Consider the following 14,115-nt stretch of genomic DNA (forward strand, 5'->3'; position numbering starts at 1 on the left):
GCTATCAGCCCGAGGCCATCGCCCGGCCCAGCTCGTGGCGGGCCACGGTGCGCTTGTGCACCTCGTCCGGGCCGTCATAGATACGGGCGGCCCGTTCCTCGCGGTAGTACCAGGCCAGCACCGTGTCGTCGGTCATGCCCAGCGCCCCGTGCGCCTGCAGCGCCCGGTCGACCACCCGCTGCAGCACCCCGGCCACGAAATACTTGATCATGCCGATCTCGTTGCGGGCGGCCTTGAAGCCGTAGGTGTCGCCGGTCCAGGCGGCCTTGAGCACCATCGACCGGGCCGCTTCGATCTCGGCGGCATTCTCGGCAATCCAGAACTGCACCGCCTGCTGATCGGCCAGCATCTGGCCGTCGGCCACCTCGCGTTCCAGCGCCCGGCGGCACAGCAGCTTCTGCGCCCGCTTGCAGATGCCCAGCCAGCGCATGCAATGGTGGATGCGCCCCGGCCCCAGCCGCTTCTGCGCCAGCAGGAAGCCCTGGCCTTCCGGCCCGAGCATATTGGCCGCCGGCACCCGGACATCGTGATACTTCAGTTCCGCATGGCTGAACCAGCCGCTGCCCGGGTGGCCCATCACCGGGGCGTTGCGCACGAACTCCACCCCGTCCTGATCCGAGGGCACGATGATCATCGAGGCCCGAAGATGTTTCTCGGCCTCGGGATTGGTCACCGCCATCACCACCGTGAACGCGGAGCCGTCATAGGACGACGTGAACCACTTGTGGCCGTTGATCACGTACTCGTCGCCGTCGCGCACGGCGGTGGCCTTGAGCAGGGTGGGGTTGGAGCCGGCGGTGTTCTTGTCGGTCATGGAGAAACACGACCGGATCTCGCCGGCAGCCAGCGGCTTGAGGAAGCGCTCCTTCTGGTCCTCGGTACCGAATTCCAGCAGCAGTTCCATGTTGCCGGCATCGGGCGCCTGCGCCCCGAACGAGAAATGCCCGAACGGGGTCTGGCCCATCACTTCGGACAACAGGGCGAGGTCCATCAGTGACAGGCCCATGCCGCCTACCTCGGCCGGGAGATTGGGGGCCCACATGCCCATCTTCTTGACCTCGGCGCGCAACTCGTTGAGCTGCGGCTCGATGTCGGGCCAGTCACGGCCCATGACCTCGGGTTCCAGCGGGATCAGCCGGTCGTCGACGAAGGCCTGGGCCTTGTCGAGCATCTCGCGGGTGCTATCGGAAACAGAAAAATCCATGGCGTCCTCCTGCGCTATCGCAGCGTGATCACGTCCGGATCGTTTTCCAGACGCAGATGAGTGGTGTTATTGAAGCCCATCAGCCGCCAGCCGGACCGGGTGGATCGCAGCTCGGTGACAGAGGCATTGAATACGACCCAATTGAGTTCGACGGTCTGGGCCGGGGACAGTCCCAGGCAACTGGCCACCGCCACCGAGACCGGTCCGCCCGAGGTGAAGGCAACCAGCCGGGCGCTTCGGTCGTGGTCGCGGTGCAGGCGGTCGAGGCCGTCCTCGACCCGGGCACGGAAGTGGCTCCAGCTCTCGAATGGCCGGGAGTCGTGCGGGGTGTCGGCCAGCCACTTGGCCGTCACGCCCTCGAAGGCCCGCTGGAACAACCGCTGGTCGGTGAACAGCTCCCGCTGGCGCTGGCCCAGTTCGGGCTGCTCTCCCAGCACCATGGGCAGATAGGCGCGGAAGATGCCGTCGGCATCGTATTCATTGAAGGCCGATTCCCGCTCTACTGTCGGCGCGCCGCCCGCCGTGGTGGCCTCGGCGGCCAGCCGGCCGGTGTGCTGCTGGCGCTGCAGATCGCCCGCCAGCCACACGTCGAACTCGGCGCCAACGCGGGCCAGATGCGCGCCGGTCAGACGCGCCTGGCGCTGCCCGAGCGGCGAGAGCTCGTCGTAGTTGGCCTGCCCGAAGGAGGCCTGCCCGTGGCGGATGAGCGTGAGAGTGGTCATGAGCGGACGGTAATCGCTGTCGCCCGGCCCGTCAATATCGGACGAACGTTCGATAGATGAATGATGCCGTGGTAATCTCGAAAAATAGCATTCCGCAACGCACGGCGTCAGCATGAATCAGACCTCGCCCACCCGCATTGCCATCACAGGCGCCGGCAGCGGTCTCGGTCGCGCCATTGCACTTCGCTATGCGCGTGACGGCGCCCGGGTGGCGGTCACCGACATCGCCCCCGAGCGCACTGACGCCGTGGCCGCGGAGGTCGAGACCGCCGGTGGTGAAAGCCTGGCCCGCGCGCTGGATACCCGGAACGAGGCCGACTACGCGGCGCTGGTCGAGGCGCTGACCGAGGCCTGGGGCGGCGTGGACGTCTGGGTGAACAACGCCGGGGTGGCCGCGGCCGGCACGGTGGCCGATACCCCGGCGGACGACTGGCGCTGGCTGATCGACATCAACCTGATGGGGGTGGTCAACGGCTGCCGTCACGCGCTTCCGCTGGTGCGGGCGTCGCGGGGCCACGTGGTGAATGTGGCCTCGTTCGCCGCCATCGCCTCATCGCCGGGGATGGCAGCCTACAACGTCGTCAAGGCGGGGGTGCTGTCGCTGTCGGAAACCCTGCGCGGCGAGGAGCACGACCGCGACGTCGGCGTCAGCGTGGTCTGTCCGGCCTTTTTCCAGACCAATCTGATGGACAATTTCCGTACCCATCACCCCCGCCAGCAGCAGGTGCTGCGCAAGCTCATGGAACGCAGCCCGATCACCGCCGACGACGTGGCCGAGGCGGTACATGCCGCCGTGGCCGGCGGGCGCTTCATGGTGATTCCCAACGCCACCGAACGGCGGCAGTATTGGTTCAAGCGGCTCACGCCGGAAGGATTTTTCCGGGCGGTGCTCAAGGCCACGCGCGGCTTCACGCAATAGGAACGCGGCAATGTCGAACAAGCAGTGGATGATCTACGGGGCCAACGGCTATACCGGCGAACTGATCGCCCGCGAGGCGAGCCGCCAGGGACTCACCCCGATACTGGCCGGCCGCAACGCGGCGTCGGTGGCGGCGCTGGGCGAGGAACTGGGGCTGGCGCACCGCGCCTTCGGGCTGGATGACCCCATCGCCCTGGCCGGCGAGCTGGCCGAGGTGGACGTGCTGCTGCATTGCGCCGGGCCGTTCTCGGCGACCTCGGCCCCGATGGTCGAGGCCTGCATCACCAGCGGTACGCATTATCTGGACATCACCGGCGAAATCGCGGTGTTCGAGCACGCCTTCAGCCAGCACTGGCTGGCCCGCGAGGCCGGCGTAGCGCTGTGCCCGGGCGTGGGATTCGACGTGATTCCCACCGACTGCGTGGCCGCCCATCTGGCCGACGTTCTGCCGGACGCCACCCGGCTGACCCTGGGCTTCGATTCCCGCTCCGGCATGTCGCCGGGCACGGCCAAGTCCTCGGTGGAAGGGCTGGCCGGGGGCGGCAAGGTGCGCAAGGGCGGGGGCATCACCACCGTGCCGCTGGCCTTCGGCGTGCGCCGCATCGACTTCGGCGACGGCGAGAAACTGGCCATGACCATTCCCTGGGGCGACGTGGCCACCGCCTGGTACACCACCGGTATTCCCGACATCGAGGTCTACATCCCCGCGTCACCCGGTCTGGTGAAGAAGGTCAAGCGCCTCAACTGGGTACGCCCGGTGCTCGGGCTGTCACCGGTGCAGGCGTTTCTCAAGGGGCAGGTCGGCAAGCGGGTTACCGGCCCCGACGCCGCCACCCGCGAACGCCAGCCGACGTTCGTCTGGGGCGAGGCGGTCAACGCCGGCGGCGACACCCGGGTGGCCCGGGTGAAGACTGCCAACGGCTACACCGTCACCATCGACGGCGCCATCGCGGTCAGCCGGCACCTGCTCGATAACGAGGTCGAGGGCGGGGCCTACACCCCGTCCAAGCTGGTGGACAAGGATCTGGTGACACGCCTGCCGGGCAGTAGCGAGCTGACCATCGACAACGCCTGAGGGCGCCCGTCATCAGCCCCGTTTGGGCAGGTACAGGTCGGTGAGCGTGCCCAGGGAGGCCTCGGCCGCCATGCCCACGGTTTCCGACAGCGTCGGGTGGGCATGCACGGTCAGGGCAATGTCCTCGGCGTCCGCGCCCATTTCAATGGCCAGACCCAGTTCGGCAATCAGTTCGCCCGCCCCCGGCCCCACGGCACCGGCGCCGACCACCCGGCCGGTCTCGCCGTCGAACAGGATCTTGGTCAGCCCCTCGTCGACGCCCATGCCCAGGGCCCGGCCGCTGGCCGCCCAGGGGAAGCTGCCCTTTTTCACCGCGATGCCGTCGGCCTTGGCCTGTTTCTCGGTCACCCCGACCCAGGCCACTTCCGGATCGGTGTAGACCACGGAGGGAATCCCGATGGCGTCGAAACCGGCCTTGTGCCCGGCAGCCACTTCCGCGGCCACCTTGCCCATGTGGCTGGCGCGGTGGGCCAGTTGTGGCTCCCCGGTAATATCACCGATGGCGAAGATGTGGCCGACATTGGTCCGGCACTGGGCATCGACGGCAATGAAACCGCGCTCGTCGACGGCAACGCCGGCGGCATCGGCGCCGATGCGCCCGCCGTTGGGCCGCCGGCCGACCGCCACCAGCACCCGGTCATAGCGCTCGGAATCCGGCGCATCCTTGCCGTCGAAAGAGACGGTCAGCGACTTCGGATTGGCCTTCACTCCGGTGACTTTCGTGCTGGTCCACAAGTGCCGGCAGCGCTGCGCCATGCGCCTGGCCAGCGGCTTGACCAGATCGCGGTCGGCGCCCGGAATCAGGTCCGGCGTCATCTCCACCACATCCACCTTGCTGCCCAGCGATGCGTAGACATTGGCCATCTCCAGCCCGATGATGCCGCCGCCAATCACCAGCAGACTGTCGGGCAGGTCGGTCGGTGACAGGGCGCCTGTTGAGGTCACAATGCGCTCGTCCTCCGGCAGGTCCGGCAGCATCACCGCTTCCGACCCGGCCGCCACGATGGCGTGGGCAAAGCTCAGGTGCTGTGTCTCGCCCGCGTGTTCGATAACCACGCGGTGCGCGTCCGCAAAGCGGGCCGTGCCCTGCAGGACCCGGACCTTGCGCTTCTTCGCCAGTCCCACCAGGCCGCTGGTCAACCGTTCGACCACCGACGTCTTCCAGGACATGAGCTTGTCGAGCTCGATTTCCGGCTTGCCGAAACGAATACCCTTGTCAGCCATAACGGCGGCGTCATCCACCACCTTGGCGGCGTGCAACAGCGCCTTCGAGGGAATGCAGCCGACATTCAGGCAAACGCCGCCGAGAGCGGGGTAGCGTTCCACCAGTACAACATCAAGGCCGAGGTCGGCCGCGCGGAAAGCCGCGGTGTAGCCGCCGGGCCCGGCGCCGAGGACGATCAGGTCGCAGTCGGGCGCACCTTCGGCGCTCGTTTCGTGTTTCCTGTTTTGAGTTTCCTGTTGGGTGCTGGCGCGTGGCGCTACCGGAGCCGCCGCTGACTGGTTTTCCTTGTCTTTGTTCTTGCCTGCGTCATCGGCGGAATCTGCGGTTTCTTTTTCTTCTGCACCGCCACCGCTGTCCTCCAGGACAACAATCACGTCGCCCTCACCAACCTTGTCACCTTCCTTGACCCTGACCTCGGCGATCCTGCCGGCAGACGTCGCCGGAACCTCCATGGTGGCCTTGTCGGATTCGAGCGTGATCAGCGGCTGCTCTTCCGCCACCTCGTCGCCCACCGCCACCAGTACCTCGATCACCTCGACGGCGTCGAAGTCGCCAATGTCCGGAACCTTGATTTCCTGGCTCATCGTTCAGCCATTACCGATGCCGCGCTGATCGGCGCGGCGAACTTGAAACCCACGACAGCATCGCGCAGCCGTGCTCACAGCAACAGCTTGCGGATATCGCCCAGCACGTCAGCCAGGAAGCCAGTGATGCGGGCCGCCACGGCGCCGTCGATTACCCGGTGGTCGTAGGAGAGCGACAACGGCAGCATCAGGCGTGGCACGAACTCGCTGCCGTTCCACACCGGCTGCATTGCCGCGCGGGACACGCCGAGAATCCCGACCTCGGGCGAGTTTACGATGGGCGTGAACGCCGTGCCGCCGATGCCGCCCAGGCTGGAGATGGAGAAACAGCCACCCTGCAGATCCGCGCCTTTCAGCTTGCCGTTGCGGGCCCGGTCAGACACCTCGCTCAGTTCGTGGGCAAGATCGAATACGCCCTTGTTCAGCACGTCCCGGATCACCGGCACCACCAGCCCGTTGTCGGTGTCCACCGCCACGCCCACGTTGTAGTAGTGCTTGCGGATGAGGTGTTCACCGTCGGCGGCCAGCGCACTGTTGAGGTCCGGAAATTCCGCCAGGGTGACGCCGGCCGCCTTGAGCAGGAACGCCAGCATCGTCAGCTTGACCCCTTCGCTTTCGGCCCGCGACTTCTGATTCTTGCGGAAGGCTTCGAGGTCGGTGATGTCGGCCTGGTCGAACTGGGTGACATGCGGAATGCGCAGCCAGCTGGCATGCAGGGCCTTCGCCGACAGCTTGCGGATGCGGGACAGCGCGACCGTTTCGGTCTCGCCGAACTGCGAGAAGTCCACGTCCGGCTGCGCCGGCAGACCGGATGCGGCAGCGGGCGTGGCGCCCGCACCGGAGACCGCCTGCTTCACGAACTGCTGGACGTCCTCCTTGCGGATGCGGTTCTTGGGGCCCGTGCCCTCCACCCGGGACAGATCGACGCCCAGTTCGCGGGCGAACTTGCGAACGGCCGGGGAGGCGTGGGCCGCTTTGCCGGGGGCGGAGGGCCGGGCGTCGACACCATCGGCGGTTTCACGCGATGCGTTCCGGGTTTCGGGTTGGCTACTGGCGGGTGGCGTTGTCGCCTCCTGCTCGGCCGCGCTTGCCCGGCCGCTATCGCTCGCCTTCTCATCGGCATCTTCGGCAGCATCTGCGGTGCCTTCGTCTTCCGCATCGCCACCGCTGTCCTCGAGGATCACGATCACGTCGCCCTCGGCGACCTTGTCGCCTTCCTTCACGCGGACCTCGGCCACCTTGCCGGCGGCCGTGGCCGGGACTTCCATGGTCGCCTTGTCCGATTCCAGCGTGATCAGCGGCTGCTCATTCTCGATCGCGTCGCCAGCCGACACCAGGACTTCAATCACCTCGACAGCGTCGAAGTCCCCAATGTCCGGCACCCTGATTTCCGTGCTCATCGCGAAACTCTTGTTGTAACCGCAAAGGGCGCAAAAGACGCAGAGAAAACCTTACGCATCAGCAGAAACCTCACTTCGCGACCTTTGCGGTTGGCGATTTCTGTCGTTCCGGTACCGGCACGCTCAGACCGTCACCGGCTCGGGCTTGTCGGGATCGATGCCGTACTTGCGGATCGCTTCGGCCACGGTGCTGCGTTCGACTTCCCCGGCATCGGCCAGCGCCTTGAGGGCGGTGACGGTAATCCAGCGCCGATCCACTTCGAAGTGGTTGCGCAGGGCCTCGCGGGTATCCGACCGACCGTAGCCGTCAGTGCCCAGCGTGTAATAGGGCATGGGCACGAATGGCCGGATCAGATCAGCGTAGGCCTTCATGTAATCGGTAGCCGCCACCGCCGGCCCCGCCGCCTCGGCCAGGCACTGGGCGACATAGCTGGCGCGGGGTTCTTCCTCCGGATGCAGCGTGTTCCAGCGTTCCGCGGCCAGGCCGTCGCGGCGAAGTTCGCCGAAGCTGGGCACGCTCCAGACGTCCGCCGCGACCTTCCAGTCCTCGGCCAGCATATCCACCGCAGCAATCGATTCGCGCAGGATGGTGCCGGAGCCCAGCAGCTGCACCCGCGTCTTGAGGCGCTTGTCACCCTCCGAGAAGCGGTACATGCCGCGGACGATGCCGTCCGCCACGCCCTCCGGCAAAGCCGGATGCTCGTAGTTCTCGTTCATCACGGTGAGGTAGTAGTACACATCCTCGTGCTCGACGAACATGCGCCGCATACCGTCATGCACGATCACCGCCAGCTCGTAGGCGAAGGTCGGGTCGTAGGCGCGGCAGTTGGGGATGGTGTGCATCAGCAGCTGGCTGTGTCCGTCCTGATGCTGCAGACCCTCGCCGTTGAGGGTGGTGCGCCCGGCAGTGCCACCCAGCAGGAAGCCGCGGGCCCGCATGTCGCCCGCCGCCCAGCACAGATCGCCCACCCGCTGATACCCGAACATCGAGTAGAAAATGTAGAACGGGATCATCGCCACGCCGTGGTTGTAGTACGACGTGCCGGCGGCAATGAACGAGGACATCGACCCCGCCTCGGTAATGCCCTCCTCCAGGATCTGGCCGTCCACGGCCTCCTTGTAGTAGGCCAGCTGTTCGGAATCCTCGGGGGTGAACAGCTGCCCCACGGGCGAGTAGATCCCCAGTGACCGGAACATGCCTTCCATGCCGAAGGTGCGGGCCTCGTCGGGCACGATCGGCACCACCCGCTTGCCCACGTTCCTGTCGCGGGTCAGCAGCTGCAGGATGCGCACGAACGCCATGGTGGTGGACATCTCGCGGCCGCCCGAATCTTGCAGCAGCTTGTCGAAAGTCGACAGCGGCGGAATTTCCAGCGTTTCCCAGTCCTGGCGCCGCTGCGGCAGGTAGCCGCCCAGCGCCTCGCGGCGTTCCTTGAGATACCGAATTTCCTCGGAATTCTCGGCCGGTTTGTAGAACGGGGCCTCGGCGATATCGTCGTCCGACACTGGGATCTCGAAGCGGTCGCGGAATTCCTTGAGCGCGGTTTCGCCCATCTTCTTCTGCTGATGGGTGATGTTCTGGCCCTCGCCGGCCTCGCCCATGCCATAGCCCTTGACCGTCTTGGCCAGGATCACGGTGGGGCGGCCGCCGGCATTGTTCACCGCCTCGTGGTAGGCGGCGTACACTTTGTGCGGGTCGTGGCCACCGCGGTTGAGCCGGCGGACATCCTCGTCGGACATGGCGGCGACCATGCGCTCCAGCTCGGGATACTTGCCGAAGAAATGCTTGCGGGTGTAATCCCCGCCATTGGCCTTGTAGGCCTGGTATTCGCCGTCCACCGCCTCGTTCATGCGCTGGACCAGCTTGCCGTCGTGGTCCTGGGCCAGCAGGCCGTCCCAGAGCGCACCCCAGATCACCTTGATCACGTTCCAGCCGGCGCCGCGGAAAGCGCCCTCCAGTTCCTGGATGATCTTGGCGTCGCCCCGCACCGGGCCGTCCAGCCGCTGCAGATTGCAGTTGACCACGAAGATCAGGTTGTCCAGCCCCTCGCGGGCGGCGATGTCGATCGCACCCATGGACTCCGGCTCGTCCATCTCCCCATCGCCGCAGAAGCACCACACCTTGCGGCCCGCTGTGTTGCTGACTCCGCGGTTCTCCAGGTACTTCATGAAGCGGGCCTGGTAGATGGCAGTGATCGGGCCCAGGCCCATCGACACGGTGGCGAACTGCCAGTAATCGGGCATCAGCCAGGCGTGGGGATAGCTGGATAGTCCGGTGCCGCCCACTTCGGCGCGGAAATTGTGCAGCTGATCCTCGTCCAGCCGGCCCTCCAGGAACGACCGGGCGTAGATGCCCGGGGCCGAGTGTCCCTGGATGTAGACCAGATCCCCGCCGTGATCGTCACTGGGCGCATGCCAGAAATGGTTGAAGCCCACGTCGTAGAGCGTGGCCGCAGAGGCGAAACTGGCGATGTGGCCCCCCACGCCCTCGTGGTGGCGGTTGGCCTGAACCACCATGGCCATGGCATTCCAGCGGATGATGGAGCGGATGCGCCATTCCACCGCCGGATCGCCGGGCGAACGGGCCTCGCGGTGTGCAGGGATGGTGTTGATGTAGGCCGTGTAAGGCGAAAACGGGATGTAGGCGCCGGAGCGGCGGGACTTCTCGATCAGCGCTTCCAGTAGCTGATGGGCCCGGGCCGGCCCCTCGACTTCGATCACCGCCTCCAGTGCGGCCAGCCACTCCCCGGTTTCTTCGGGATCGATATCCTGATCCGGCAGGATATCGCGGGACGGCGGCATTGTTTGGGTCATGTCACGCGCGCGGCTCACGCCGTCACTGGGTAGGATCAGGTCGCTCACTCTAACGAAGCCCCGGAGTTTTAGAAACCGCCAGATCGGGTGGTTGCGCTACCATCGCGACTTTCCTGTCCACATCCGGAGACGCCGCCGTGTCGACTAGTCAGCCAGCGGGGCTCGCGCCCGCAACGCCCGAACACTGGCGGGCACCACGGATGGACAACGAGCATGGCCAGCCCCGGCGGGTGGGGGTAGAACTCGAGTTCTCCGGCCTGGGCATCGAGACGATCGTGCGCATCGTCAAATCCGTGCTCGGCGGCGAGATCGACCCGATCAGCCCCTACGAGTACAAGGTGCGCGAGACCGCGCTCGGCGATTTCGGCATCGAACTGGACTACGCCTACCTCAAGAAGCTGGGCCGCCGCGACCAGCCCGCGGCCGACATCGAGCGGTTGTCCGAGGACCTGCTGGCGGCAGTGGCCAAGCAGGTCGTGCCGTTCGAGATCGTCGGCCCGCCAGTGCCGATCGACCGGCTGGGCGAGCTGGAGCCGCTGATCACGGCGCTGCGCGAAGCCGGGGCCCGCGGCACCGACGACTCGCCGATCTACGCCTTCGGCCTGCACCTGAATCCGGAACTGCCCGCGCTGGACGCGGCCACCATCCATGCCTATCTGCGCTCGTTCGCGGTGCTGTTCGACTGGCTGCAGAAGGTCTCGCGGGTGGACATCTCGCGCCGGGTGTTTCCCTATATCCAGCCATTTCCCAGAGCCTACGTGGACCGACTGCTGGAAACCGGGACGCCGGATCTGGGGGCACTGATCGACGATTACCTGACCCACAATCCCACCCGCAACCGGGCGCTGGACATGCTGCCGCTGTGGCGGCACCTGGATGCGGCGCGGGTGGACGCCGTGATCGACGATCAGCTGGTGAACGCACGGCCCACCCTGCATTACCGCCTGCCCAACTGCGAGATCGAGAATCCCGACTGGCAGCTGATCCAGCCCTGGCAACACTGGCTGGCAGTGGAACATCTGGCCGCCGATCCGGCGGCGCTGGAAGAGGCCTGCATCGCCTATCGGGCGCACCGCGACAAGTGGCTATCCGGGCTGGTCGGCAACTGGGCCGATCAGGCCGGAGAATGGGCATGGGTGCCCGACGACCGCTGATCGGCGTGACCGGGCCCGACGGCCATGCGGTACCGGCCTGGTGGTTCACCCGCTTGGCAGTAGCCCGTGCCGGGGGTCGGGCGATGCGGCTGACGCCGAACCGTCCGGGCGACGATATTCACCCGGACGGCATGATCATCGGCGGTGGCGAAGATATCGCCCCGGCGCTCTATGATGCGCTGGGCGAGCACCCGCCGGCGGCCCCCGATTCCGGGCGGGATGCCTTCGAACTGCGGACGATCCGGAACGCCCTGGCCGCCGGCCGGCCGCTGCTGGGCATCTGCCGCGGCGCTCAGCTGATCAATGTTGCCCTGGGCGGCACGCTTTATCAGGACCTGCGCAGTCGACGCCGGACCACCAGCAATCGCCGGCGCCTGTGGCCGTCGAAACGGGTGCGGCTGGACCACGGCAGCCGCCTCGCCATGATCCTGGATGCCACCACGGTGTCGATGAACAGCCTGCATCACCAGGCGGTGGCCAATCCCGGCACCGGGCTTCGCATCACCGCCCGCGACGACGACGCCATTGCCCAGGGCATCGAGGCCGAGGATGGGGGATTCTGCCTGGGCGTACAGTGGCATCCCGAATACCTGCCCTGGCAGGGCCGTCAGCAGCGGCTGTTCCGGGCGCTGGTTACCGCCGCGAGAGGGGCGACATGCGCCGCAGCCTGACGATTCTGATGGGCCTGGCGCTGGGTCTCGCAGCCGAGGCCACGCCGGTGCAGTACACGGTGGAGATCGCGGCCCGTTATCCCCATGATCCCGGGGCCTACACCCAGGGCCTGATCTGGCACGATGGCCATCTACTGGAAAGCACCGGCCGCTACGGCGAATCCACCCTGCGACGCATCACTCTGGAAAACGGCGAGGTCGAGCACTCGGTCTCGCTGGACCGCGACCGTTTCGGGGAAGGCCTGGCGCGGGTGGGCGACCGCCTGATCCAGCTGACCTGGAAGGCCGGACGCGGGCTCATCTACAACGCCGACACGCTGGAACGGGTCGGTCGCTTCGACTATGCCGGCGAGGGCTGGGGCCTGACCTACGATGGCGAGCATCTGATCATGAGCGACGGCTCCGATGAACTGCAGCGCCTGGACCCGGACAGTTTCGAGGTGAAGTCCCGCCTGTCGGTACACGTCGACGGCCAGCCGATCCGCCGTCTCAACGAACTGGAGATGGTCGACGATCAGATCTGGGCCAACGTCTACGGCACCGACCTGATCGCCCGCATCGATCCGGCATCCGGCGCGGTGGTGGGCACTATCAACGCCGCGCTGCTGCGCGAACAGCTGCCGGCCGGTTACCAGGTGGATGTGTTCAACGGCATTGCCCACGACCCGGCGACGGACCGTCTGTTCGTCACCGGCAAGTACTGGCCGCGCCTGTTCGAAATCCGGGTGGTGCCTAGCGCTGGCGCTTCAGATAAATGATCGCGGCCGCCGGGATGTGGATCACCCCGAAGCCGACCGCGAAGGCCAGCCACGCAGGCCGATCGGTCAGGCTGTTCATGGCGATCAGTCCGGTGCCCAGACCGGTGAAGGCCAGCAGGCTGCGCACCACCACCACCTGGCCGGTGCTGCGGACCGTGGCCGGCAGCCCCCAGTGAGCGTAGCCGGTGGCGACCACACCCAGGATCAGATCGATGAACAACATCCGCCGAGTCTAGCGGCTATTTCCCGATACAGAAACGGGAGAATATCTCCCCCAGCAGGTCTTCACTGGAGACCTCGCCGGTGATCGTGCCGAGTGCCTGCTGCGCCGCGCGCAGCTCCTCGGCCAGCAGTTCGCCGGCGGCGTGATCCTGCAGGTGGGTCCGACCCTCGGCCAGGGCCCTGGCGGCCCGGTCCAGCGCGGCCAGATGTCGGCGGCGGGCCAGAAACTCGGGCTCGCCCGCGCCCAGCCCGGCCTGCGCCCGCAACCGTTCCAGCAGCGCGTCGATGCCCTCGCCGCGCACCGCGGACAGGCGCAGACTGCCGTCGGGCAGCGGCCCCGCCGCCCGGCCGCTGAGATCGCACTTGTTGCGCAGATGCAGACGCGGCGACGCCAGGCCGTCCAGGCCCGGGGGCAGGCGGGGTGATTCGCCGTCACGATCGTCGGTGACCAGCAGTAGGCAATCGGCCTGTTCGGCTTCACGCCGGGCCCGGCGCACGCCCTCGGCCTCCACCGCATCGTCGGTTTCCCGCAGACCGGCGGTGTCTGCCAGATGCAGGGCCAGGCCGTCGATGTGCAGGGTCTCGCGCAACACGTCCCGGGTGGTGCCGGGGACGTCGGTGACGATGGCGCTGTCGCGGCCGGCCAGTGCGTTGAGCAGGCTGGACTTGCCGACATTGGGCGCACCCAGGATGGCGATGCGCAGCCCTTCCTGCAGCGCCGCGCCGCGACCAGTCTCGATGCGCAACCGAGCCAGCTCGTCGATCCGGCCAGCCAGATCATCGGCAATGCGCTGATCGGCCAGGAAATCCACGTCGTCATCGGGGAAGTCGATGGCGGCCTCGACATGCACCCGCAGGCGCATCACGCCTTCGGCCAGGGCCGCGACGCGGCGGGAAAACGCCCCGGCCAGGCTGCGCGCCGCCGCGGCCGCGGCCTGGCGGCTGCCCGCGGCGATCAGATCCGCCACCGCTTCAGCCTGGGCCAGGTCGAGCTTGCCGTTCAGAAAGGCCCGTTGGGAAAACTCGCCGGGATTGGCCACCCGGGCGCCCAGTTCCAGAGCACGGGCCAGCAGCGATTCCATCACCGCCGGGCCGCCGTGGGCCTGCAACTCCAGCACATGCTCCCCGGTGAAGGAGGCCGGGGCCGGGAAGTACAGCACCAGACCGCTGTCGATCAGGCCGCTTTGGGCATCCCGGAAATCGGCGAGCTGGGCCCGGCGTGGTGAGGGGCAACGGCCCAGCCATTCCCAGGCGATCGCGGGAACAGCGGGCCCGGACAGCCGAACCACCCCGATGCCGCCCCGGCCCGGCGGGGTGGCGACAGCGGCGATGGTGTCCGACTCGGGCACGCCGTCGGCCAGACGCGG

The 14,115-nt window shown here is 67.2% G+C and carries 12 protein-coding genes; 5 read left to right on the forward strand and 7 right to left on the reverse strand.

The window, feature by feature from the left end; all coding sequences use genetic code 11:
- Positions 1-4 precede the first annotated feature (4 nt).
- The gene (locus RM531_RS10275; protein WP_311659087.1) at positions 5-1,204 is read right to left on the reverse strand and encodes an acyl-CoA dehydrogenase family protein; all 1,200 of its coding nucleotides are present in this window, start codon (positions 1,202-1,204) and stop codon (positions 5-7) included.
- Between the two features lie 14 nt (positions 1,205-1,218).
- Positions 1,219-1,926 (reverse strand): histidine phosphatase family protein, encoded by a 708-nt coding sequence (locus RM531_RS10280; RefSeq protein ID WP_311659088.1) that lies wholly within the window; start codon positions 1,924-1,926, stop codon positions 1,219-1,221.
- Positions 1,927-2,038: 112 nt separating this feature from the next.
- Here RM531_RS10280 and RM531_RS10285 point away from each other — a divergent pair, with 112 nt between their 5' ends.
- Together RM531_RS10285 and RM531_RS10290 are read left to right on the forward strand one after the other, a co-directional pair.
- The gene (locus RM531_RS10285) at positions 2,039-2,845 is read left to right on the forward strand and encodes an SDR family oxidoreductase (protein WP_311659089.1); all 807 of its coding nucleotides are present in this window, start codon (positions 2,039-2,041) and stop codon (positions 2,843-2,845) included.
- A 10-nt stretch (positions 2,846-2,855) separates the two neighbouring features.
- Positions 2,856-3,920, forward strand: coding sequence for a saccharopine dehydrogenase family protein (locus tag RM531_RS10290; protein WP_311659090.1), 1,065 nt, complete (start codon positions 2,856-2,858; stop codon positions 3,918-3,920).
- Between the two features lie 12 nt (positions 3,921-3,932).
- Here the strand turns inward: RM531_RS10290 and lpdA are convergent, their stop codons facing one another.
- The 3 genes from lpdA to aceE all read right to left on the reverse strand — a co-directional run bounded on the left by lpdA (position 3,933) and on the right by aceE (position 9,931).
- Positions 3,933-5,729, reverse strand: a complete 1,797-nt coding sequence (gene lpdA / locus RM531_RS10295; RefSeq protein WP_349255429.1) for a dihydrolipoyl dehydrogenase — start codon at positions 5,727-5,729, stop codon at positions 3,933-3,935.
- A gap of 74 nt (positions 5,730-5,803) precedes the next feature.
- Positions 5,804-7,129 (reverse strand): dihydrolipoyllysine-residue acetyltransferase, encoded by a 1,326-nt coding sequence (gene aceF / locus RM531_RS10305; protein WP_311659091.1) that lies wholly within the window; start codon positions 7,127-7,129, stop codon positions 5,804-5,806.
- Positions 7,130-7,252: 123 nt separating this feature from the next.
- Entirely contained in the window at positions 7,253-9,931 is a 2,679-nt protein-coding gene (gene aceE / locus RM531_RS10310; protein WP_311659112.1) for a pyruvate dehydrogenase (acetyl-transferring), homodimeric type, read from the reverse strand.
- A gap of 212 nt (positions 9,932-10,143) precedes the next feature.
- Here aceE and RM531_RS10315 point away from each other — a divergent pair, with 212 nt between their 5' ends.
- From RM531_RS10315 to RM531_RS10325, 3 genes are read left to right on the forward strand one after another with little or no spacing between them, the layout of a single operon-like run.
- Positions 10,144-11,097, forward strand: a complete 954-nt coding sequence (locus tag RM531_RS10315; protein ID WP_311659092.1) for an amidoligase family protein — start codon at positions 10,144-10,146, stop codon at positions 11,095-11,097.
- Complete coding sequence (locus tag RM531_RS10320; RefSeq protein ID WP_311659093.1) at positions 11,076-11,768, forward strand: gamma-glutamyl-gamma-aminobutyrate hydrolase family protein; 693 nt, start codon at positions 11,076-11,078, stop codon at positions 11,766-11,768. Before RM531_RS10315 ends, RM531_RS10320 begins: the two co-directional genes overlap by 22 nt.
- Positions 11,753-12,526, forward strand: coding sequence for a glutaminyl-peptide cyclotransferase (locus RM531_RS10325; protein WP_311659094.1), 774 nt, complete (start codon positions 11,753-11,755; stop codon positions 12,524-12,526). The genes RM531_RS10320 and RM531_RS10325 overlap by 16 nt, the downstream gene beginning before the upstream one ends.
- Here the strand turns inward: RM531_RS10325 and RM531_RS10330 are convergent.
- Positions 12,501-12,749: a hypothetical protein gene (locus RM531_RS10330; RefSeq protein ID WP_311659095.1), complete on the reverse strand. Its 249-nt coding sequence runs from the start codon at positions 12,747-12,749 to the stop codon at positions 12,501-12,503. The two genes, RM531_RS10325 and RM531_RS10330, sit on opposite strands and share 26 nt — an antisense overlap.
- Before the next feature lie 16 nt (positions 12,750-12,765).
- Entirely contained in the window at positions 12,766-14,109 is a 1,344-nt protein-coding gene (mnmE, locus tag RM531_RS10335; RefSeq protein ID WP_349255430.1) for a tRNA uridine-5-carboxymethylaminomethyl(34) synthesis GTPase MnmE, read from the reverse strand.
- Between the last annotated feature and the right edge of the window lie 6 nt (positions 14,110-14,115).

Source organism: Spectribacter acetivorans (genome assembly GCF_031846305.1).
GTDB lineage: Bacteria > Pseudomonadota > Gammaproteobacteria > Nevskiales > Salinisphaeraceae > Spectribacter > Spectribacter acetivorans.